Source organism: Bradyrhizobium sp. HKCCYLRH3099, from assembly GCF_051167855.1.
Taxonomy (GTDB): Bacteria; Pseudomonadota; Alphaproteobacteria; order Rhizobiales; family Xanthobacteraceae; genus Bradyrhizobium.
Map to the genome: position 1 here is coordinate 877,960 of NZ_JBNPTW010000001.1, position 22,114 is coordinate 900,073.

Genomic DNA, 22,114 nt, shown 5'->3' on the forward strand with positions numbered 1-22,114 from the left:
GGCACGGCGCGCTCGAACAGCTGTGCAAGTCTACAACGATCGAGGCGCGCCTTTGCCCACCCTACCGCGGCAAGGTAGACAACTACTTGCTCTGGCCAATCTTGTCCTGCGTCTTGGTGTCGAAATCGCTGGCGTCGTGGCGTTCGTGCAGCTGGCTGGCAGGGTCGCCGGAGACGCGGTTGACCATGCGACCGCGCTTCACCGGGGCGCGCTGTGCGATCTGGTCGGTCCAGCGCTGCACGTTCTTATAGTCCTGCACCGAGAGGAACTCGCCGCCTTCGTACAGCAGGCCCTTCGACAGCGCTCCGTACCACGGCCACACCGCGATATCGGCGATGGTGTAGTCCGGCCCGGCGAGATATTCGCTCTCGGAAAGGCGGCGATCGAGCACGTCGAGCTGGCGCTTCACTTCCATGGCGAAGCGGTCGATGGCGTATTCGATCTTGGTGGGCGCATAGGCGTAGAAGTGGCCGAATCCGCCGCCGAGATAGGGCGCGGCGCCCATCTGCCAGAACAGCCAGGACAGGCATTCGGCGCGCTTGGCCGGCTCGGTGGGCAGCAAGGCGCCGAACTTCTCGGCGAGATAGACCAGGATCGCGCCGGACTCGAAGACGCGGATCGGCTCGGGCCCGCTGCGGTCCAGGAGCGCCGGGATCTTGGAGTTCGGATTGATCGAGACGAAGCCGGAGCCGAACTGGTCGCCTTCGCCGATTCGGATCAGCCAGGCATCATACTCGGCGCCGCTGTGCCCGAGGGCCAGCAGTTCCTCGAGCATCACGGTGACCTTCACGCCGTTCGGCGTGCCGAGAGAATAAAGCTGCAAGGGATGACGGCCGACAGGCAATTCCTTGTCGTGGGTCGGGCCCGCGATCGGGCGGTTGATGTTGGCGAAGCGGCCGCCGCTGGCCTTGTTCCAGGTCCAGACCTTGGGCGGCACATAGCTGTTCTGTTCGGACACGAATGACTCCGGCGTGAGCGGCAAAAGGAGCGATGGTTTTAGGCGCATATGCCGCCGAGCGGAAGCCGTCGCACGCGCGGGCGCCATCGGCATTTTCTGCATTGCGCGGTCGAACCTGCGATGACAGAACGAAGACAAGACCACAATGACGGTTCGCCACGGACCGCTTTTCGGAAACGCCCATGACTGCAGCTGCCCTGCCCCCGGACCGCATTCCCGTGATCGTCGGCGTCGGCGAGATCGTCGACAGGCCCAAGGACATCGCGGAAGGGCTGGAGCCGCTCGCGCTGCTCGAACAGGCGATCCGCCGCGCGGAAAATGACGCCGGCGCCAGGCTGATCCAGCACACCGGCTCGCTCGACGTCGTCAACTTCCTGAGCTGGCGTTATCGCGATCCCGAGCAATTGCTGGCGCAGCGGCTCGGTGTGAACCCTGCGCACTGTTATTACGGGCCGGTCGGCGGCGAAAGCCCGATCCGCTATTTGCATGAGGCGGCCCTGCGCATCGCGCGCGGTGAATGCGAGGTCGCCGTGGTCTGCGGCGCCGAGGCGCAATCGACCGCCACCAAGGCCGAGCGCGCCGGCGTGACCTTGCCGTGGACGCCGTTCGCCCATGACGTCGAGGAGCCGAAGCGCGGCGCCGCGTTCCAGAAGCCGCTCGCGGTGAAGCTCGGCGTGTTCCGCCCCGTCTCGGTCTATCCGTTCTACGAGGTCGCAAGCGCCGCCAAATGGGGCCAGACGCCGCGGCGGGCACTCGCCGAATCCGGCGAGCTGTGGTCGCGCTTCTCGGCGGTCGCCGCCTACAATCCGAACGCCTGGCTGAAGCGGCACTTCGCGCCGGACGAGATCACCACGCCGTCCGCCGACAACCGTCCGATCGCCTGGCCCTACACCAAGCTGATGGTCGCCAATCCCATGGTCAACATGGGCGCGGCGCTGATCCTGACCAGCCTGGCGAAAGCGCGCGCCGCGGGCGTCGCCGAGAACCGGATGATCTATCCGCTGGGCGGCGCCTCGGCGGAAGATCCACGCGATTATCTGACGCGCGATCAGTTCGCCGAGAGCCATCCGCAGAATGCGGTGCTGCAGGCGGCGATGAACCTCGTCGGCGGCACGGGCACGGCGTTCGACGTCATCGAGCTCTATAGCTGCTTCCCCTGCGTGCCGAAGATGGCGCGGCGGACGCTCGGCCTCGGCCCGGATGTCGAGCCGACCGTCACCGGAGGGCTGACCTTCTTCGGCGCGCCGCTCAACACCTACATGACACACGCCGCCTGCGCGATGGTCCGGCGGCTGCGCGGCGGCGCCAGGCGCGGCCTGCTGTACGGCCAGGGCGGCTTCGTCACCAAGCATCATGCGCTGGTGATCTCGCGCGAGCAGCCCTCGTCGCTGTCACAGGATGTCAGCGTGCAGACGGAGGCCGATCGTCATCGCTCAGCAGCGCCGGACTTCGTCAGCGAGGCGGCTGGCAACGGCAAGGTCGAGAGCTTCACCGCGCTGTATGATCGCAACGGCGCGGTCGAGCACGGCGTGGTGATGCTGCGCACCGAGCAGGACACGCGCACGCTGGCGCGCGTGCCGCCGCAGGACCAGACGACGCTGACGCGGCTGATGGACCTGGACAGGACACCGGTCGGCGCGCTCGGTTCGATCACGATGGCCGCCGACGGCGTGCCAGAATGGCGGGTGAGTTAGGACGCCGTTGCTAGACTAGCACCGTCATTCCGGGGCAAGGCCGAAGGCCTTGAACCCGGAATCTCGAGATTGTTTTGCGCCTGTCCTCAACAAGCTCGAGATTCCGGGTTCAATCGCCATGCGCTTTGAGCGCATGACGATTGCCCCGGAATGACGTTCTTGGGAAGCGATCAGCCCTCAACTACACCTCCCGCGCCTCGCGCTGCCATCGTGCATAGGCCGTGTCCCAGTCAGGCGCGGTGTCCGCCGCGAAGCCGAGCGTCTTGCCGCTGCCGAGGTCACGAACGTTCATCATCGCGCGGCGATGCGCGCCGCTGCGGACATAAGTCCGCATGCTGGTCTCGTCGGACCAGACCGTCAGCGTATGATAGAGACCGGCCACGGGCCGGACCTCGACGCTGAGGTTGCCGGCCGCGGCGCGTGCCTGCCGTAGCGACCACAGCGTATGCCACCAGAATCGGGCAAGACGGCTCGCTCCACTTTTCGGGCGAAAGCCGGTCATCGAGACATAGACACTCATGGCATGTTTCCGCGGTCCTGCGAGCCCGGATGACCGAGGACCGCATGCGGCAAACGAACTGTGGCGCGCATTGGATCTGCGCGCCGCGGGTTCGTGATGGCGCGGCTCAGCGGGGGGCCGCCTTGGACGCGGAGTCGGGTGGCAGAGTCCCCGTGGTCTCGGCTTCCGCCGCGGCGGGTGATGGGCGATCATCGTCGGCGTGCCGATGCTCCCGCTTGCGCGCTATGGCTTCCTTGCGGCGCATGGCCGCGAGCGGGAGATCGGGATTGAGCTTCAGCGCCTGATTGAAGTCGGCGAGTGCCCGGTCATAGCGTCCCTTGGCGAGCCACACGGCGCCGCGATCGCTGTAAAGCTCGGCGTCACTGAAGCTCATGCGCACCGCACGATCGAGATCGACCAGGGCTTCGTCGAGATCGCCGCGCTTCTGCAGCGCGAGCGCGCGATCACGGAGAAGCAGAGGATTTTTCGGGTCGAGCCGGATGGCCCGGTCGTAGTCGTCCAATCCCCGGTCGATGCGGCCCATGCGCACCAGAGCCTCAGCGCGATAGCGGTAGACGTCGGTATTGCGCGGTACGAGCCGAACGACCTCGTCGAAATCCGCGACGGCGAGTTCAAGATCGCCCTGCCGGCTCCGGGCCAGGGCGCGCTCCAGCAACTCGCTTGCGCTCATCGGCGTTGCCGGCGCGACCGGCTCTGCGACCTCGACATCTGCCGGTGGCGGCGACGCCGCTGCAACGGCCTCAGGCTGCGCCGACGGCGCAGCGCTGAGCTCATCCCGCACCGCAGGTGGCGATGCCGGCGGGCTGCCCGCCTCGCGCTGCGGCTCGGCCTTGGGTTGCGGTGGCTGATCGAGAGTGACAGAACGCGTCGGCTGCGGCCTGCTCAGGAAGTCGCCGAGCGAAGGCACGAACAGGATCTCCAGCCCGATCAGCACAGCGCTGAGAACGGCCGTCGCCGCCGTGAACTGCAGGATCGCATCCCAGCGCTCGCGCCGCGCCGTTTCGCGCTCATGCGCGAGAAAGGCATCGTATTCGGCGCGAAGGTCGGGATCGCGCAGCACCTTGTAGGCCACGATGATCATCTTGAGCTTTTGCTCGGCCGCAGCGTCGCCGTCGCCGACGAGATCGGGATGGTTCTCCTTCGCGGCCTGGCGAAAAGCCCGCTTGATCGTGTCGAGGCTGGCGCGCGGCGAAATGCCGAGCACCTCGTAATGGCTCTTCATGGCGAGGTGCCGCGTCCTTCCCCCGCGCTCGCGGCGGGATCACACGGGCAAGAGGTCGAGCGCATAATGGGCGCCATCGCGGGTGAGGTGGCCGAAGCCGCCCCACGGAAAATGCGATCCACAAATCAACATCTTTTCTGAAACAACTCGATCGAGCAATTTGCGCCGGCTGACCTCCGCCGCCGGGCCGTCCTGGTCATAAGCGCCATGCCATTCGGGATGGTGCAGGCTGAACGCCGGCACATAGGCCGTGTCGCCGGACATCATCAATTGCTCCTGGCCGGAGCTGAGGTGGAATGCGGTGTGGCCGGGCGTGTGACCGGGAACGCTGACAAAGCGGATCCCCGGCACCACCTCGTCCTCGCCCTCTACCGGCAACACGTTCTTCCAGCTCGGGATCACGCCCTGGATGCGGCGTGCCAGCGCCTGTCTCCAGGGCGGCAGACGGGCCGTCTTCGACGGATCTGTCCAGAAGCTGTATTCGGCCGCGGCGACGATGATCTCGGCGTTGGGAAACACCGGCGTGTTGGTGTCTTCGATCATCAGTCCGAAGATGTGATCGGGATGGAAATGCGAGATCAGGATGGTGTCGATATCTTCGCGTCGGAGACCGGCCGCCCTGAGATTGCTAAGCATCTGACCCGAGACGAAGACCGCGTCGGAATTGTAGCCCTGAACCTGGCCGCCGCCGCCGGCATCGCACAGCACCGTCTTGCCCTTCAGCCGGACGACGAAGGTCGAGATGGGAACGGGAATAAAGGCGGGGCTCAGACCTGCAGCGCGCAGCGCGCCCTTGACGTCGTCGATGCTGGCATTGCTGAAGAAGCCCGCGTCATGCGGCTTCTCCCAGATGCCGTCATACAGCGCGATCACCTCGGCCTCGCCGACCATGATCCGTCGGTAGCCGCGCTCGGGGTCCACGGTGCGACGGCGCGGCTTGGCAGCGGCGACGGCGAGAGCCGCGTCGAGCCCAAACGCTGCCGCGGCTGTTACTGCTCCCAGCACGACGGACCTTCTCGAGGGTCCGTACGCTTTCACACGACTCACCACAACTCAGTACCGCTGGTTGAACTAGTGTCGATTGCAAGGAACCTTTGCACCTTAGCGGGATTATGGCGCCAGCAGGATCTTTCTGGTTGGTAAACAGAGTGTAGACAAATTGCCACGTAGCGACCGCCCCATGCGACTCGGTCGCAATGCAGCGCAACAAACAGCGGCGCTACACGGCTGCGAGTGCCCCGAGCCGGTGCGGCCGCTGTTCGATCAGCGTACTTGGGTGCTCCTGATGGCGCCCCTGCCACCACATCAGGCGGCCCGCACCGACTGTAGGAAGCGACTGACTTCCTGCTTGAGCTTATGGCTGTCGCCGGAGAGCTGGCGCGCCGCGGTCAGGACCTGGTTCGACGTGTCGCCGGTCTCGGTGGCGCCGCGCTGCACCTGGGTGATGTTGGAGGAGACCTCCTGCGTGCCCGTGGCGGCATGCTGGATGTTGCGCGAGATCTCCGCGGTGGCTGCGCCCTGCTCCTCGACCGCGGCCGCCACGGTCGCGGCAATCTCCGACAGCCGTTCGATCGTGGACGAAATCTCCCTGATGGCGCTGACCGATTCCTGGGTCGCGCCCTGAATGCCGGAAATCTGCTGGCCGATCTCGCCGGTGGCCTTGGCGGTCTGCTCGGCCAGCGCCTTGACCTCGGAGGCGACGACGGCGAAGCCGCGGCCGGCCTCGCCGGCGCGCGCGGCCTCGATGGTCGCGTTGAGCGCCAGCAGATTGGTCTGGCCGGCGATGGTGTTGATGAGTTCGACGACGTCGCCGATGCGGGTCGCGGCCTTCGACAGTTCGCCGACGCGGTCATTGGTGCGGCGCGCCTGCTCGACGGCGTCGGAGGCGATGCGCGCGGACTCCTGCACCTGACGGCTGATCTCCTTCACCGACGAGGTCAGCTCCTCGGTCGCCGACGCGACCGCCTGGACGTTCGCCGACGCTTCCTCGGAGGCCGCAGCGACCGTGGTCGACAGCTCCTGCCCGCGCATCGCGGTCCCCGACAGCGAGTTCGCCGAGCTTTCCAGCTCGCTCGAGGCTGACGAGACGGTCTCGACGATGTTGCCGATGGCGCCTTCGAAGCTTTCAGCGAGGTTCGCCATCTCCTGCTTTCGCTGCACCGTGGCGCGCTGTTCCTGCTCCTTCAGCTCGCGGGCGTTGAAGCGAACCATGGTCTGAACCGTCTGCAGATTGCGCAGGGCACGGCCGATCTCGTCGTCGCGATCGATGCGCATGCGGGTGTCGAGCTTGCCCTGCGTGATGCTCTCCATGGTCTCGTTGAGATGATCGAGCGGGCCGGTGATCACGTTCATCGTGCGCATGCCGATAAAACCGCACAGCACGACGCCGGCCGCAGCGATCGCAGCGGCGCTCATGCCGCCGAGTCCGCCCTCGCCGAACGAAATCGCGCCGAGCACGACGAGGAACACCGTCTGCAGACCGACCAGGGTCCGCAGCCGCGACGCGATCGTGCCAGTGAACATCGCGAGGTGATCGAACATCGAGCGGCGGCGGACAACGCCGTCATCGATCCGATAATTGTGCGGCTTCTTCTCGCGGATTGCCGCATAGACCTGCTCGGCCTCGGCGCGCTGATCGGCCGGCAGCTTGGTCCGGACCGACGTATAGCCGACCACCTGGCCGTCCTTGCAGATCGGCGACGCCGTCGCCAGCACCCAATAATAGTCGCCGTTCTTGCGCCGGTTCTTGACCGCGCCGACCCAGGGACGGCGAGCCTTCAGCGTGCTCCAGAGATTGTCGAACGCCTCCGGCGGCATGTCGGGATGACGCACGATGTTGTGCGGCTGGCCCATCAGCTCGGCCTCGGTGAAGCCGGCGGCCTTGACGAAATCCTCGTTGAAGAACGTCAGCTTGCCCTTGGTGTCGGTCTTCGACACGATCAGGGTGTCATCGGAAATCGGATACTCGACGTTGGTGACAGGCAAGTTCTTACGCATGGCGGATGGGGCTTTCAATCGACGATGATGGCCGAGAGGGTCACACCGGCGCTGGCATGACTAATAATTCGGGTCGCTATGGGACAATTGTCCCTGTCTTTGATTAACTCAGAATAAAGTGGCACAACCGGGCAACTACGGAGCTTTTGATCCAAATGCACAGGTTGTGTCGTTTGCTTGTCCCTCCTGAACCGCGATCCACGAAAAACGGCGGCAACCAGGGTGCTGCCGCCGTTCCCGACGTGACGGATCCGTGCGGACTCGCTTCGCGATCACGCAGCGCGAACGGTTTGCAGGAAGCGTGAGACCTCGAGCTTGAGACGGCTGCTATCGGCCGACAGCGACTTCGCCGCCGAGAGCACCTGCGACGAGGCACTGCCGGTCTCGGTCGCGCCACGCTGCACCTCGACGACGTTGGAAGACACTTCGCCGGTGCCGGCCGCGGCCTGCTGCACGTTGCGGGCGATTTCCTGGGTCGCCGCGCCCTGCTCTTCCACGGCGGCCGCAATGGTCGATGAGATTTCCGACAGCCGCTCGATCGTGACGGAGATCTCGCGAATGGCGCTGACGGAGTCCTGGGTGGCCGACTGAATGCTGCCGATCTGCTGACCGATCTCGCCGGTGGCCTTGGCGGTCTGCTCGGCAAGCGCCTTCACCTCGGAAGCGACCACGGCAAAGCCGCGACCGGCCTCGCCGGCGCGTGCCGCTTCGATGGTGGCATTGAGCGCCAGCAGGTTGGTCTGGCCGGCGATGGTGTTGATCAGTTCGACGACATCGCCGATGCGGGTCGCGGCCTTCGACAGCTCGCCGACGCGATCGGTGGTCGAGCGGGCCTGACCAACGGCCTCGCCCGCCATCCGCGCCGACTGTTGCACCTGGCGGCTGATCTCGGTCACCGACGACGACAGCTGCTCGGTCGCCGACGCCACCGACTGCACGTTGGTGGAGGCTTCCTCGGAGGCGGCTGCGACCGTGGTGGCCAGTTGCCTGGAACGGCCCGCGCTCGACGACAGCGACGTGGCGGAGGATTCGAGCTGGGTCGATGCCGACGAGACCGTCTCGATGATCTCGCCGACGGCAGCCTCGAAGCTGTCGGCCAGCCTCTGCATGTCGGCCCGGCGCTGCTGCGCGGCCTTCTTATCCTGCTCGACCTTGGCCTCGGCCTCCAGGCGGGCCTTTTCGGCGAGCATCTTGCCGACGCCCTCGACGGCGCGCGCGGTGTCGCCGATCTCGTCCTTGCGCGCGAGGCCGACCATCGCCGGCGACTCGCCACGCGCCATCTGCTGCAGCACCTCGGCGAGCGCCTGCATCGGCCGGGCAATCCCGAACACGCCGGCTGCGAGCGCCGCGCCGATCGCCAGGATGGTCGCGATGACCGCCATGATCAGCGTGGTACGCGTGCCCGCGATCACGCTGTCATGCTGCTCGCGCGCCTTGGCTTCCGAGAACTCGATCGCCTCGCGGGCGACTTCGAGGACCTGATCGACGGCGATCTTCAGATCGGCGCTGCATTCGCCGCGCAGCTTCTCGGCGGCCTTGGCGTTGAGCTCCAATGTATCGGCGGCGGCCGCCGCCTGAATTCCCGGGCCGCATGCGGCGAACGCCTTGTTGAACAGGTCGGCCGTCTTGCCGATCCCCGCCGCCTTCTCCGGCAGATCGGTCTTCAGCTTCGTCAGCGCATCCACGACCTGCTTCGCGGTCTCCTGCGACGCCTTGAGCAGGCGCGCATTGCCGGCCGGGGTGGTCTCCGTGAGCAACTCGAAGGCCGATGCGCGATAGGTCTCGGCGCGGCGGCTGGTGCGCACCAGCAGCACCGTTGAAGCATCGACGCGCTTCACGACGTCAGTATAGGCCAAGTCGATGGCCGACATCTGGCTGGACATGTAGCTGACCAGGCCGATCATCGCCGCGCCCATCAAAAGAGCGATCAGACCGACCTTGAAAACCATGCGAAGATTGCTGAGCACGTTATAGGTTCCATATCGATGAACAAAAAGTTGTAACGGTGCGAACATTCTCCGATTTGGAATTAATGTAGGTTAAAGATCGCCCGGCACGCCCGCTAAATCACGGGTCCTCTGCGATGAGCGCATGGGTCGGGGCCGGCGAGCTGCCGGCAAACAGCAAAAGGGCGCGGCCTTGCGGCCACGCCCTGCTGTCGAAAGTTGGGAGTTGAGCTTAGGCGGCGCGCACGGTGTCGAGGAAGCGGCTCACCTCGGACTTCAGCCGGTTGCTGTCGGACGACAGCGCCTGCGCCGCGGTCAGCACCTCCGACGAGGCCGACCCGGTGTCGCTGGCGCCGCGTTGCACCTCGATGATGTTGGTCGAGACGTCCTTGGTGCCCTGCGAGGCATGCTGGACATTGCGCGAAATCTCCTGGGTCGCGGCGCCCTGCTCCTCGACAGCGGCGGCGATGGTCGAGGCGATCTCCGACAGCCGCTCGATGGTGCCGGAGATTTCCTTGATGGCGCCGACCGACTCCTGAGTGGCGCTCTGGATGCCGGAGATCTGCTGGCCGATCTCGCCGGTCGCCTTGGAGGTCTGCTCGGCCAGCGCCTTGACCTCGGTGGCGACGACCGCGAAGCCGCGGCCGGCCTCGCCGGCGCGCGCCGCCTCGATGGTGGCGTTGAGCGCCAGCAGGTTGGTCTGGCCGGCGATGGTGTTGATCAGCTCGACCACGTCGCCGATCCGCGCGGCGGCCTTGGACAGTTCGCTGACCTGCTCGTTGGTGCGCCGCGCCTGGCTCACGGCTTCATTGGCCATGCGTGCGGATTCCTGCACCTGGCGGCTGATTTCAGTGACCGACGAGGACAGCTCCTCGGTCGCGGAAGCGACCGACTGCACGTTGCTCGACGCGAGCTCCGAGGCCGAGCTCACCGTGGTGGCCAGCTCCTGAGACCGCTCAGCGGAGCGGCGCAGCGTGTTGGCGGAGCCTTCCAGCCGGCCCGACGCGGTGGACACGGCATTGACGATGTCGCCGACGGTCTGCTCGAAGCGGCCGGCGAGATCCATCATGTCGCGGCGGCGGTTCTCGGCCTGCCGACGCTCGGTCTCCTTCTGCTCGGCCTCGAGCGCCTGGACGCGGATCGCGTTGTCCTTGAAGATCTGCACGGCCCGGGCCATCTCGCCCACTTCGTCGCGGCGATCGGAATAGGGAATCTCGACGCTGAGATCATTGTTGGCCAGCCGTCCCATCGCCGCGGTCATGCTGGTGATGCCGCGCGTCACGGCTGAATTCATCACGAGCAGCGAGAGCACCGCGATCAGAGCCATGACGATGCCGCCGGTCATGATCGCCGTCTTCGACGAGGCCAGAGCGGCGTCGGCTGCGTCGGCGCGCGTCTGCAGCAGCGAGGCTTCGGCGTCGATGACCTCCTTCACCAGGGCGCGCAGGCCGTCCATGTACTTCTTGCCGGCGCCGGAGGCCTCGAGGTTGCGCGCCTCCTGCACCGTCTGCGGATTGCGCATCAGCGCGATTTCTTTCTCGGCCACGTCCTGGCGCCAGCCAGCGGCGGCCTTCGCGATCTCGTCGAAGCGGCGTCCTTGCGCCGGATTGTCGGAGGTCAGCTGCTTTACCTCGGTCAGCGCCTTCTTGAAGGCGGCGTCGGAGTTCTTGTAGGGCTCGAGGAAATTGTCGGTGCCGCCGACCAGGAAGCCGCGCACGCCGGTTTCGGCGTCGACCATCGCGGAGACCAGCGCCTTGGTCTGGTCGATGACCTGATAGGTGTGAACGGTCCAGGCGTTGTTCTGCGCCAGCGTGCTCAGGTTCTGCCAGGTGATGAAGCTGGCGACGACCGAGACGATGATCGTCAGGAGGAAGCCCGCGCCGAGCTTGCGCGACGTCTTCATGTTCATCAGAAACGAGAGCATACGAGTCCTCTAAGGCGGTAGAAGCCCCTGCGGTGGGCAGGCAGCGACGGTTGACTGGGAACTACGAACAATTGGCCAGAAGGCATTAAAACGATCATTAACATTCGGGATCGTAGTTGCCCGGTATGGAACCGAATTAACCGGCCTTTAGGCCCACGGAGGTGCAGAGCCGCGCGCGACCTCACGGCCGCGCGCCGAGCCAGTACCAAGGACGCGCGGCGATCAGGCCGCGCGTACCGTATCGAGGAAGCGATCGACCTCGACCTTCAGCCGGTTGCTGTCGCCGGACAGCATCTGCGCTGCCGAGAGCACCTGCGACGAGGCCGTACCGGTCTCGCTGGCGCCGCGCTGCACCTCGGCGATGTTCGACGACACCTGCTGGGTGCCGATCGACGCCTGCTGGATATTGCGCGAGATCTCCTGGGTTGCGGCACCCTGCTCTTCGACAGCGGCGGCGATCGCCGAGGAAATCTCCGACAGCCTTTCGATGGTGCCGGAGATTTCCCGGATGGCGCCGACGGACTCCTGAGTCGCCGACTGGATGCTGCCGATCTGCTGGCCGATCTCGCCGGTTGCTTTCGCAGTCTGCTCGGCGAGCGCCTTGACCTCGGAGGCGACGACCGCGAAGCCGCGTCCCGCCTCGCCGGCGCGCGCCGCTTCGATGGTGGCATTGAGCGCCAAGAGGTTCGTCTGTCCGGCGATGGCGTTGATCAGCTCGACGACGTCGCCGATACGGCTTGCCGCTTTCGACAGTTCTCCGACGCGATCGTTGGTGCGGCGCGCCTGCTCGACGGCATCGCTCGCCATGCGTGCGGATTCCTGTACCTGCCGGCTGATCTCGCTGACGGAAGAGGCCATCTCCTCCGTGGCCGACGCGACCGATTGCACGTTGGTCGAGGCTTCCTCCGACGCGGCAGCGACCGTCGTCGCCAGCGTCTGCGAGCGCGCCGCGGTCGAACTCAGTGAAGTCGCCGAGGCTTCCAGTTCAGTCGAGGCATGCGACACGGTGCCGACGATCTGCCCGACCGCCTGCTCGAAGCCATCGGCCATCTGGTGCATCTCGGCGCGGCGCTTCTCGGCCATCATCTTGTCCATCGCGATCTTGGCTTCGGCCTCCTGCTTCGCCTTCTCGGCCAACATGACCTTGATCGCATTCACGGCCTGCGCGGTCTCGCCGATCTCGTCGCCGCGCCCCTCGCCGGAGATCGCGACATCCTCGCCCTTGGCCATGCGCTGCAGCACGGCGACCAGCGCCCGCATCGGCCTGGCGATGCCGTACTGCCCGATGACGAAGCCGAGCACGAGGCCCATCACGATGCCGAGACCCGCGACGATGATCAGCATGCGCGAGGTCTGCTGATACTGCTCGTCAGCCGCCTTGGCGAGATTGTCGACGCGTGCGTTCAGGCGGTCCGCCACATCGCGGATCTTGAATTGCAGCTTCTCGGAATTGGCGCGGCTCTTCATCGCAGCGTCGCGCATCTTTTCGGTCTGCTCGTTGAGCTGCATGTCCTTGGCGGCGGTGATGACGCGGAACGTCTCCTCCATGCCCTTGACGTACTCCTCGTAGAGCGCGCGGACATCGGGGATCATGGCGCGGGCCTGATCGTCCTTTGTCTTGGCGACCTCGTCGAGGCGCTCGGCGAACAGCTTGCGCTGCTCCTCGACGACCTTCAGCGCGGCTTCGCGGTTCTCATTGCGCGGGTCGATCGCGGCACGGAATTCGGCGCGGTTCAAGGCGATGACGTTCTGATTGACGCGTGCGGCCAGCAGCGCGCGGTTGGCTGCCGCCTTCATCGCCACTGCGCCTTCCGCCACTGTCGCCAGCGCGTCGATGGCGAACCAGCTGATCGTGCCGGCCACGGCGGCCATCAGCACGACGATAGCGAGGATCTTGGTGAGCACGCGAAAGCGAGACAGGAGCGACATCGATGACCTCGTCGGAGCTTTCTGATGCGGCAGACGAGGAACGGTCGAACCGTGCCAACACGCGTCTATCCGGCACCATCGGCGGATGTGGAACCGAGCCAGTCTGATGTCGCGCGCACCGTAAATTGATTAAAATTGCGCGCCGTAGAATTCCGTCCGGGAAACCGCGGGGGTGGGGGGGGGGGCGAACGACGCTCGATGGGCGTCCGCCTGGGCGGTACTCGCAAGCTGCTCGAAGAACGAAGGGCGTCGCCGGTGGCCACGCCCTTCGTTGAAGGAATGCCGATGTCCTGGCGATCAGGCGGCGCGCACCGTCTCCAGGAAGCGGCCGACCTCGAGCTTCAGACGATTGCTGTCGCTCGACAGCATCTGCGCGGCCGACAGCACTTGCGACGAGGCCGAGCCGGTGTCGCCGGCCCCGCGCCTGACCTCGGCGATGTTCGCCGACACCTGCTGCGTGCCGATCGCGGCCTGCTGGATGTTGCGCGAGATCTCCTGCGTTGCAGCACCCTGCTCCTCGACCGCCGCGGCGATGGCCGAGGAGATTTCAGACAGCTTCTCGATGGTGCCGGAAATCTCCCTGATGGCACCGACAGACTCCTGGGTCGCCGCCTGGATGCTGCCGATCTGCTGGCCGATCTCGCCGGTGGCCTTGGCCGTCTGTTCGGCGAGCGCCTTCACTTCGGAAGCGACAACCGCGAAGCCGCGGCCGGCTTCGCCGGCGCGCGCCGCCTCGATGGTGGCGTTGAGTGCCAGCAGATTGGTCTGGCCGGCGATCGTATTGATCAGCTCGACGACGTCGCCGATGCGCGTTGCCGCCTTCGACAATTCGCCGACCCGCTCATTGGTGCGGCGCGCCTGATCGACGGCATCGCTCGCGATGCGCGCGGATTCCTGCACCTGGCGACTGATTTCGCTGACGGAGGATGACATCTCCTCGGTCGCGGACGCAACCGACTGAACGTTGGTCGAGGCTTCCTCGGATGCGGCGGCGACGGTGGTCGCCAGCGTCTGCGAGCGCGACGCCGTCGAGCTCAGCGAGGTCGCTGACGCTTCGAGCTCGGTCGAGGCATGCGAGACGGTGTCGACGATCTGGCCGACGGCCTGCTCGAAGCCGTTGGCCATCTGGTGCATCTCGGCGCGGCGCTTCTCGGCCATCATCTTGTCCATGGCGACCTTGGCCTCGGCCTCCTGCTTCGCCTTCTCGGCCAGCATGATCTTGATCTCGTTGACAGCCTGGGCGGTCTCACCGATCTCGTCGCCGCGTCCCTCGCCGGAGATTGCAACCTCTTCGCCCTTGGCCATGCGCTGCAGCACGGCGACCAGCGCCCGCATCGGCTTGGCAATGCCGTATTGACCGATGACGAAACCCAGCGTCAGGCCGAGCGCGATGCCGACGAGCGCCACCGTGACCAGCATGCGCGCGGTCTTCTCGTACTCCTCCTCGGCCGCCTTGGCGAGATTCTCGACGCGCGCATTCAACCGGTTGGCGACCTCGGCGACCTTGAATTGCAGCTTCTCGGAATTGGCGCGGCTCTTCATCGCGGCATCGCGCATTCTCTCGGTCTGCTCGTTGAGCTGCATGTCCTTGGCTGCGGTGACGACGCGGAAGGTCTCCTCCATGCTCTTGACGTATTCGTCGTACAGTACGCGGACGTCGGGGATCATCGCGCGCGCCTGATCGTCCTTGGTCTTGGCGACCTCATCGAGGCGCTCGACGAACAGCTTGCGCTGCTCCTCTACGGCCTTGAGTGCCGCCTCGCGGTTCTCCGAGCGGGGATCGAGCGCCGCGCGGAATTCAGCGCGATTCAATGCAACCACGTTCTGGTTGACGCGCGCGGCCATCAGGGCGCGATTAGCCGCGGATTTCATTGCGGCAGCGCCTTCGGCAACGTTCTCCAGCGCGCTGATGGCGAACCAGCTGATGATGCCGGCGACGGCCGCCATCAACACGACGATGGCAAGAATCTTGGTGAGAACGCGAAAGCGGGACAACAGCGACATCGAAGACCTCATCAGAGCCATGAGTCGCTGCAACGGCTGTCTAGCCGCAAGAAAAGCGCTCACCGGCATCATTGGCGGAACCCGGTCAATGTCTCTCGATCACCACGACGATTGTATTAACTGTGATCCGTAGGACTCCCTCCGGGAGAATACGGAGCTCCAGAGGAGCCACACGTGTCGCGCCGGAGCAGCGGTCCGCTACGAGCTCGGCTCAAAATAAAAAGGGCGCGGCCAGTGGCCACGCCCTTCGCATCATCGCAGGCGCGCTTTGATCAAGCCGCCCGCACCGTCCCCAGGAAGCGCTCGACTTCCGTCTTGAGGCGGTTGCTGTCACCGGACAGCATCTGCGCCGCGGACAGCACCTGCGAGGAGGCTGATCCTGTCTCGGTCGCGCCGCGCTGCACGTCGGTGATGTTGGACGAAACCTGCTCGGTGCCGGCTGCCGCCTGCTGCACGTTGCGCGCAATCTCCTGCGTCGCCGCGCCCTGCTCCTCGACCGCCGCCGCGATGGCCGACGAGATTTCCGACAGCTTCTCGATCGTGCCGGAGATCGCCCGGATCGCGTTGACCGATTCCTGGGTCGCGGCCTGGATGCCGGCGATCTGCTGACCGATCTCGCCGGTGGCCTTCGAGGTCTGCTCCGCCAGCGCCTTCACCTCGGTGGCGACGACCGCAAAGCCGCGGCCCGCTTCGCCCGCGCGCGCCGCCTCGATGGTGGCGTTGAGCGCCAGCAGGTTGGTCTGGCCGGCGATGGTGTTGATCAGCTCGACGACATCGCCGATGCGCGCGGCGGCCTTGGACAGCTCGCTGACCTGCTCGTTGGTGCGACGCGCCTCCTCGACGGCGCCGACCGCCATGCGCGCGGATTCCTGCACCTGGCGGCTGATCTCGGTGACGGAGGACGACAGCTCCTCGGTCGCGGACGCCACCGACGCCACGTTGGTGGACGCTTCCTCCGACGCCGAGGCCACGGTGATGGCGAGCTGCTGCGAGCGCTCGGCTGTCGAGGTCAACGTCTTCGCCGAAGCTTCGAGCTCATTCGAGGCGGATGACACCGTGCCGATGATCTGGCCGACCGACGCCTCGAAGGCATCGGCGAGCTGATACATGTCGCGCTTGCGCTGCTCGGCCGCCTTGTGGTCGGCGATGGCCTTGGCTTCGGCCTCCTCGCGTGCCTTGGCTTCGGCATTCTCGCGGATCACGACAACGTTCTTGGCCATGTCGCCGATCTCGTCGCCGCGGTTAGAGCCGGGAATGCTGATATTGATGTCGCCCGAGGCCATCCGGCCGAGCGCGCCGTCGAGGCGCGTGATCGGGCGGGCCACGCCCAGGAAGCCGAAGGCGACCGAGCCTGCCAGCACGAGCAGCATCACGCCGGACAGCAGCAGCGCCAGCCGGCCCGCGCTTTCGAGCTCCGTGTCGGCCGAGGATTTGGCTTCGGCGGCGAGCTTCTCGGCCGACGCGATGGCCTCGACCATTAGCTTGGTCGCTTCGGCAGCGGCCGGGCGCGCCTTTTCCAGCACGCTCTTGTTCTTGTTTTCCTCCGCGGCGACCGTCTGCGCCACCGAGTCGCCATAGCTCTTGAGCAGACCGCGCAGCCTTTCGATATCGGCCTGAGCCGATGCCGGCAGCTTCGGAGACACCGACGCCAATTCGTCGCCGGCCATCTTCAAACGCTTGGTGATCTCATCCTTGAGCGCGGGCTCGCCGGTGGCTGCAAAGCGCCACGCCGCGGCGCGCACCGAGGTCATCGCGGAGTCGGCGGCATAGACATGTTTCTCGATCTCGGCCCCCTCCGCGGCGTTCTTCACCGCGGCAGATCCGAGCAGCGCATCGATCTGCTTGCGCCAATCGCCGGAGACGACGTTGCGGGTCTCCTGCATCGAGAGAATCAGCTTCTGCAACCGGGCCAAGTCCTCGGCGGCCTGCATGTAGTCCAGCACACGAGACTTGATCTTGCCGAGCCTCTCCTTGTTTTCCGGCCGTTGCGCGAGCGCGATGGCTGTGTCGAGATTCTTGCCGATCTTGGCGACGGCCTGCTGCTCCTCGTTCAGAAAGCCGTCGACCTCGGCGGCGGTCTTCGACATGCGCACGCCGCGGTTCGCAAGCTGCAGATTGCGCAGATCCGCATCCGTCATCAGCACGTTCTTGCGGATCGTATTCTGCGTCTCGGCCGCCTTGATCGCCGCTTCGACCGCGCCCTGCCCCGATTGCTGATTGAACAACATGCCGATGGACAGGAGAACGCCGGCAAGTCCGGCCGCCCCCAATTTATAGCCGATGCGATTGAGCTTCATCATGTGGTCAACTGCCTTCTGAACTCTGAGGCTGGAACGTCCGTTTCCGTCCGCAGAAAAAATGTTCCCGTCGGGAACTAATTTCGAATTCAGAGTTCTAGAAAGACTTAAGTAAGGGGTCCGTAGAATTGCGGACAGCCCGAGCGACCGGCGCGCAAGGCATCCAGGACCCTAGCTCGCTCGCCGCCAAACGACGGCGGCCGCAGGCTTTCGCCTGCGGCCGCTTGGATCTCGAGTGCCGTGACGAAGCCGGCTGGCTTACGCGGCCCGCACCGTCTGCAGGAAGCGGCCGACTTCGAGCTTCAGACGGTTGCTGTCGGTCGACAGCGTCTGCGCCGCCGACAGCACCTGCGAGGAGGCGGTGCCGGTCTCGCTGGCGCCGCGCTGCACTTCGGTGATGTTGGACGAGACCTGCTGGGTGCCCTGCGCGGCCTGCTGGACGTTGCGGGAGATCTCCTGCGTCGCCGCGCCCTGCTCTTCGACCGCGGCCGCGATCGTCGACGAGATCTCCGACAGCCGCTCGATGGTGCCCGAGATCGTCCGGATGGCGTTGACCGACTCCTGCGTCGCCGCCTGGATGCTAGAGATCTGCTGACCGATCTCGCCGGTCGCCTTGGAGGTCTGCTCGGCCAGCGCCTTCACCTCGGTGGCGACGACGGCGAAGCCCTTGCCGGCCTCGCCGGCGCGCGCCGCCTCGATGGTCGCGTTGAGCGCGAGCAGGTTGGTTTGTCCGGCGATGGTGTTGATCAGCTCGACGACGTCGCCGATCCGCGCCGCCGCCTTCGACAGCTCGCTGACCTTGTCATTGGTCTGGCGCGCCTGGCTGACGGCCTCGGTGGCCATGCGGGCCGATTCCTGTACCTGACGGCTGATCTCGTTGACCGAGGACGACAGCTCCTCGGTCGCCGAAGCCACCGACTGGACGTTGGTCGACGCCTCCTCGGAGGCCGCCGCCACGGTCACGGCCATCTGCTGCGAGCGTTCGGCAGTATGGGTCAGCGAGCCCGCGGACGCCTCCAGCTCGGTCGAGGCCGAGGAGACGGTCTCGATGATCTGGCCGACGGAGCGTTCGAACGAGTCAGCCAGATTGTGCATGTCGCGCTTGCGCTGCTCCGCGGCGATCGCGTCCGCCTGCGCCTTCTGCTCGGCCTCGGCGCGCGCCTTGGCCTCGGCATTCTCGCGGATGACGACGACGTTCTTGGCCATGTCGCCGACCTCGTCGCCGCGGCTGGCGCCGGGAATCTGGATGTCGAGATCGCCGGACGCCATACGGCCGAGCGCGCCGTTGAGCGCGACGATCGGACGGGAGATGCCGAGGAAGCCGAACGTCACGGAGCCGACGAGCACGAGCACGAGGACCACCGAGAGCGCGAGGTTGATGCGCGACGCGCTCTCCTCCGCCGCCTGCGCCTGCTCCTTCGCTTCCTTCGAGAACTTGTCGGCGGCCTGAACGGCCTCGGTCATCAGCTTGCCGGCCTCGTCGGCAACCGGGAACATCTTCTCAGTCAGCAGCTTCGTCTTGGCTTCTTCGAGCGAGGCTGCCTTGGTCGACGACTCAATGTAGGCCTTGAGATCGACGCGCAGCTTCTCGATTTCCGGCTTCACCGCCGGCGGCACCCTTGCGGTGATCTGGACGAAGCTCTGATCGAGCTCCTTGGCGCGGGCGATCATGCCGTCCTTCGACTTCACGTCGCCCGTGGCCAGATAGCGCCAGGCATTGGTGCGGATCGCGGTGCCCACACCGTTGAGCTCATGCAGGTCGCGCTCGACCGCCGTTGCATCGGCGGCCTCCTTCAGCGCGGGCAGCTTGATCAGCAGATCGAACTGCTTGATCCACTCGGCCGCCTGCGTGTCGCGCAGCGCGTTGGTCGCGATGAGATCCTTCTGCATGCGGACGATCTCATCGGCGCCCTTCTTGTAGTCGCCTGCAAGGGTCAGGATCTTGCCGAAGCGCTCCTTGCTGGCCGGACGGAGGGCCGTGGTCTGCGCAGACTGGAGGTCGGCCCTCATGCGCGCCTCGATCTTGTTCTCCTCGTCGAGGAGCTTGTCGACCTCGGCCGTGCTGCGCGCCAGCCGCACGCCGCGATTGGCGAGTTGCAGGCTGCGCAGTTCGGCATCCGCCGTCAAAGCGAGCTTGCGGATCGCGAGCTGACGGTCCGAATTTCGGGTGGCCTCATCAACCACGCTCTGCGACATCTGCTGATTGACCAGGGCCGCGATCGCCAGCAGCATGCCGGCCAGACCGGCGAGCCCCAGCTTATATCCGATGCGATTGAACTTCATTGTTCGCTTTTCCGCTGAGGCGCTGCCGAAACCTGGTCGAGAGCGAGGACGCCGCGCCAATGTGCACAAGTTTAACATTGGCAAATTGGAACTCGCGTGTAGGGAAAAGCTTAACGCCGCCGTCCGGGCATTTACGGGAAACCGAGTGGACTGCTGCGGCAGATTGACGCGAAGCACGGACAATTACGGGCGTATCGGCCACGTCAGACAAAGCAAAGGCCGGGGTGGTGCCCCGGCCTTTGTCATTCGGTTAAATGCTTCGATGCGCCGGACTACGCGGCCCGAACCGAGCCGAGGAAGCTCGCGACCTCCCGCTTGAGACGGCTGCTGTCGCCGGACAATGCTTGCGCCGCCGCGAGCACCTGCGCCGAGGCCGAGCCGGTCTCGGCCGCGCCGCGCTCGACATCGGCGATGTTGGACGACACCTGCTGGGTGCCGTGCGCGGCCTGCTGGACGTTGCGCGAGATTTCCTGCGTCGCCGCGCCCTGCTCTTCGACCGCCGCCGCGATGGTCGAGGAGATTTCGGAGAGCTTCTCGATGGTTGAGGAGATCTCCCTGATGGCGCCGACCGACTCCTGCGTCGCGGCCTGGATGCTGGAGATCTGCTGGCCGATCTCGCCGGTCGCCTTCGCGGTCTGCTCGGCCAGCGCCTTAACTTCGGAGGCAACCACCGCGAAGCCGCGGCCGGCATCACCGGCGCGCGCCGCCTCAATGGTGGCGTTGAGCGCCAGCAGGTTGGTCTGGCCCGCGATGGTGTTGATGAGCTCGACGACGTCGCCGATGCGCGTCGCGGCTTTCGACAGCTCGCTGACGCGGCCGGTGGTGGTGCGGGCCTGGCCGACGGCATCGTTGGCGATGCGCGCGGATTCCTGCACCTGGCGGCTGATCTCGGTCACCGACGAGGCCATCTGCTCGGTCGCCGACGCCACCGACTGCACGTTGGTGGTGGCTTCCTCGGATGCCGAGGCGACCGCCGTGGTCAGGCCCTGCGAGCGCGTCGCCGCCTGGGTCAAGGTCGTCGCGGACTGTTCGAGCTGGCTCGACGCCGACGACACCGTGTTCACGATCTCGCCGACCGCCGCCTCGAACTGCTCGGCCAGCCGCTGCATGTCGGCCTTGCGCTGGCGCGCGGCGACCGCGTCCTGCGCGTTCTTCTCCTCGGCCTCGGCGCGCGCCTTCTCCTCGGCATTGCTCTGGATCACCGTCACGGTCTTGGCGAGATCGCCGATCTCGTCGCCGCGCGTCGCGCCGGGGATGACGATGTCGAGACGGCCGCGGGCCATCTCGCCGAGCGCCGCATTGAGCCGCGTCAGCGGTCGCGCGATGCCGAGGAACGAGAACACGACCGATGCGATCACCGACAACAGAACGGCGAGACCGACGATCAGCGTGATGCGGCTCGCCTGCGCGGCCACCTGGTCGGCGTCGGACCTGGCCTTGGCATTGCGCGCGCGGGCGTCCTGGATCGCCGCATTCATCAGCTGGCCGGCCTCGCCGAGATAGACCAGCGTGCGGTCGCGCAGCACGGCTTCCTTGATCCCCTCGGTCTTCACCACCTCGTCATTCGCCGCGACGAAGTCGGACGCGAGTCCGTTGAGCTTGACGATCGTGGCCTGGACCTCGCGATCGTCGGCCAGCATGCGCGCATCGGTCAGCGAGCTCTTCAGCCCGGGCACGGTCTGCTTCACGGTCGCGATGGTCGCGGCGTCGCCGGTCATGCCGAAGCGCCACGCCTGCGAACGCATGTAGTTCAGCTTGGCGTCGGCGGCGTGAAGCTGACGCTCGACCCGCTCGCGAAAAGCGAGGTTCGGCAGCGCCGGCGAGGCGAGCAGCGCCTTCAGGCTGGTGTTCCAGTCGTTGGACACCGCACTGCGCTTCTCGATCTGCGTCAGCAGCTTCTTCTGCGCCTCGGCGAGATCGACCGCACCGGCGGCATAGTTCGTCATCAGCTCCTTGAGCCGGGTCAGCCGGGCCCGATCCTCGGATGTCGAGACGTTGGTGAGGGCTGCGTCGATGTCGGCGACCATCGCGGTCGAGAACTGCTGAATGTCGGCGGCCGCCTTTTCGGCATCGGTCGTCGCCCGCGCCAGCCGCGCCGAGCGGCCGCCGAGCTGGGTCTGCTGCATGTTGATGCTGGCGGACAACACGCTCTCGACCACGCGCCGCGCGCGCTCCGCCTGCTGGTTGGCCTGGCCGACGGCTCTCTCGGCCATCATCTGGTTGGCGATCATGCCGACCGCGAGCGTGGCGCCGATGGCGCCGGCGAGTCCGAGTTTGTAGCCGATCCGATTCAGTTTCATTGCCCTACCCACAGAAGGACCCATCACGCCGCGGTCCCAT

13 protein-coding genes are annotated in these 22,114 nt (G+C 66.0%); 1 reads left to right on the forward strand and 12 read right to left on the reverse strand.

The window, feature by feature from the left end; genetic code table 11:
- Positions 1-82 precede the first annotated feature (82 nt).
- On the reverse strand, positions 83-958 hold the full coding sequence (gene yghU, locus ACQR1Y_RS04125) for a glutathione-dependent disulfide-bond oxidoreductase (protein ID WP_434875312.1): 876 nt from the start codon (positions 956-958) through the stop codon (positions 83-85).
- 182 nt (positions 959-1,140) lie between these two features.
- Between yghU and ACQR1Y_RS04130 the strand changes: the two genes are divergently transcribed.
- Positions 1,141-2,652, forward strand: coding sequence for an acetyl-CoA acetyltransferase (locus ACQR1Y_RS04130; protein WP_434875311.1), 1,512 nt, complete (start codon positions 1,141-1,143; stop codon positions 2,650-2,652).
- Positions 2,653-2,833: 181 nt separating this feature from the next.
- On the opposite strand, the gene ACQR1Y_RS04135 is transcribed toward ACQR1Y_RS04130, so the two are convergent.
- From ACQR1Y_RS04135 to ACQR1Y_RS04185, 11 genes are all read right to left on the reverse strand, one after another.
- Positions 2,834-3,172 carry a hypothetical protein gene (locus ACQR1Y_RS04135; RefSeq protein WP_434858319.1) on the reverse strand — a complete coding sequence of 113 codons (339 nt, stop codon included), beginning with the start codon at positions 3,170-3,172 and terminating at the stop codon, positions 2,834-2,836.
- Between the two features lie 106 nt (positions 3,173-3,278).
- Positions 3,279-4,394: a tetratricopeptide repeat protein gene (locus ACQR1Y_RS04140; RefSeq protein ID WP_434858318.1), complete on the reverse strand. Its 1,116-nt coding sequence runs from the start codon at positions 4,392-4,394 to the stop codon at positions 3,279-3,281.
- Between the two features lie 39 nt (positions 4,395-4,433).
- On the reverse strand, positions 4,434-5,399 hold the full coding sequence (locus ACQR1Y_RS04145; protein WP_434875310.1) for an MBL fold metallo-hydrolase: 966 nt from the start codon (positions 5,397-5,399) through the stop codon (positions 4,434-4,436).
- A 300-nt stretch (positions 5,400-5,699) separates the two neighbouring features.
- Positions 5,700-7,391: a methyl-accepting chemotaxis protein gene (locus ACQR1Y_RS04150; RefSeq protein WP_434875309.1), complete on the reverse strand. Its 1,692-nt coding sequence runs from the start codon at positions 7,389-7,391 to the stop codon at positions 5,700-5,702.
- A 272-nt stretch (positions 7,392-7,663) separates the two neighbouring features.
- Complete coding sequence (locus ACQR1Y_RS04155; RefSeq protein WP_434875308.1) at positions 7,664-9,340, reverse strand: methyl-accepting chemotaxis protein; 1,677 nt, start codon at positions 9,338-9,340, stop codon at positions 7,664-7,666.
- 229 nt (positions 9,341-9,569) lie between these two features.
- Positions 9,570-11,246 carry a methyl-accepting chemotaxis protein gene (locus ACQR1Y_RS04160; protein WP_434875607.1) on the reverse strand — a complete coding sequence of 559 codons (1,677 nt, stop codon included), beginning with the start codon at positions 11,244-11,246 and terminating at the stop codon, positions 9,570-9,572.
- A 237-nt stretch (positions 11,247-11,483) separates the two neighbouring features.
- Complete coding sequence (locus ACQR1Y_RS04165) at positions 11,484-13,190, reverse strand: methyl-accepting chemotaxis protein (protein ID WP_434875307.1); 1,707 nt, start codon at positions 13,188-13,190, stop codon at positions 11,484-11,486.
- 297 nt (positions 13,191-13,487) lie between these two features.
- Positions 13,488-15,194 (reverse strand): methyl-accepting chemotaxis protein, encoded by a 1,707-nt coding sequence (locus tag ACQR1Y_RS04170; RefSeq protein ID WP_434875606.1) that lies wholly within the window; start codon positions 15,192-15,194, stop codon positions 13,488-13,490.
- A 272-nt stretch (positions 15,195-15,466) separates the two neighbouring features.
- Positions 15,467-17,491, reverse strand: coding sequence for a methyl-accepting chemotaxis protein (locus ACQR1Y_RS04175; protein WP_434875605.1), 2,025 nt, complete (start codon positions 17,489-17,491; stop codon positions 15,467-15,469).
- Positions 17,492-17,749: 258 nt separating this feature from the next.
- On the reverse strand, positions 17,750-19,774 hold the full coding sequence (locus ACQR1Y_RS04180) for a methyl-accepting chemotaxis protein (protein WP_434875306.1): 2,025 nt from the start codon (positions 19,772-19,774) through the stop codon (positions 17,750-17,752).
- A 272-nt stretch (positions 19,775-20,046) separates the two neighbouring features.
- Entirely contained in the window at positions 20,047-22,074 is a 2,028-nt protein-coding gene (locus tag ACQR1Y_RS04185) for a methyl-accepting chemotaxis protein (RefSeq protein ID WP_434875305.1), read from the reverse strand.
- Between the last annotated feature and the right edge of the window lie 40 nt (positions 22,075-22,114).

Coding starts and splice junctions, on each gene's coding strand:
- ACQR1Y_RS04135 (WP_434858319.1), bottom strand. CDS start 3,172: ATGAGTGTCTATGTCTCGATGACCGGCTTTCGCCCGAAAAGTGGAGCG.
- ACQR1Y_RS04185 (WP_434875305.1), bottom strand. CDS start 22,074: ATGAAACTGAATCGGATCGGCTACAAACTCGGACTCGCCGGCGCCATC.
- ACQR1Y_RS04170 (WP_434875606.1), bottom strand. CDS start 15,194: ATGTCGCTGTTGTCCCGCTTTCGCGTTCTCACCAAGATTCTTGCCATC.
- ACQR1Y_RS04165 (WP_434875307.1), bottom strand. CDS start 13,190: ATGTCGCTCCTGTCTCGCTTTCGCGTGCTCACCAAGATCCTCGCTATC.
- ACQR1Y_RS04140 (WP_434858318.1), bottom strand. CDS start 4,394: ATGAAGAGCCATTACGAGGTGCTCGGCATTTCGCCGCGCGCCAGCCTC.
- ACQR1Y_RS04180 (WP_434875306.1), bottom strand. CDS start 19,774: ATGAAGTTCAATCGCATCGGATATAAGCTGGGGCTCGCCGGTCTGGCC.
- ACQR1Y_RS04155 (WP_434875308.1), bottom strand. CDS start 9,340: ATGGTTTTCAAGGTCGGTCTGATCGCTCTTTTGATGGGCGCGGCGATG.
- ACQR1Y_RS04150 (WP_434875309.1), bottom strand. CDS start 7,391: ATGCGTAAGAACTTGCCTGTCACCAACGTCGAGTATCCGATTTCCGAT.
- ACQR1Y_RS04130 (WP_434875311.1), top strand. CDS start 1,141: ATGACTGCAGCTGCCCTGCCCCCGGACCGCATTCCCGTGATCGTCGGC.
- ACQR1Y_RS04160 (WP_434875607.1), bottom strand. CDS start 11,246: ATGAACATGAAGACGTCGCGCAAGCTCGGCGCGGGCTTCCTCCTGACG.
- ACQR1Y_RS04175 (WP_434875605.1), bottom strand. CDS start 17,491: ATGAAGCTCAATCGCATCGGCTATAAATTGGGGGCGGCCGGACTTGCC.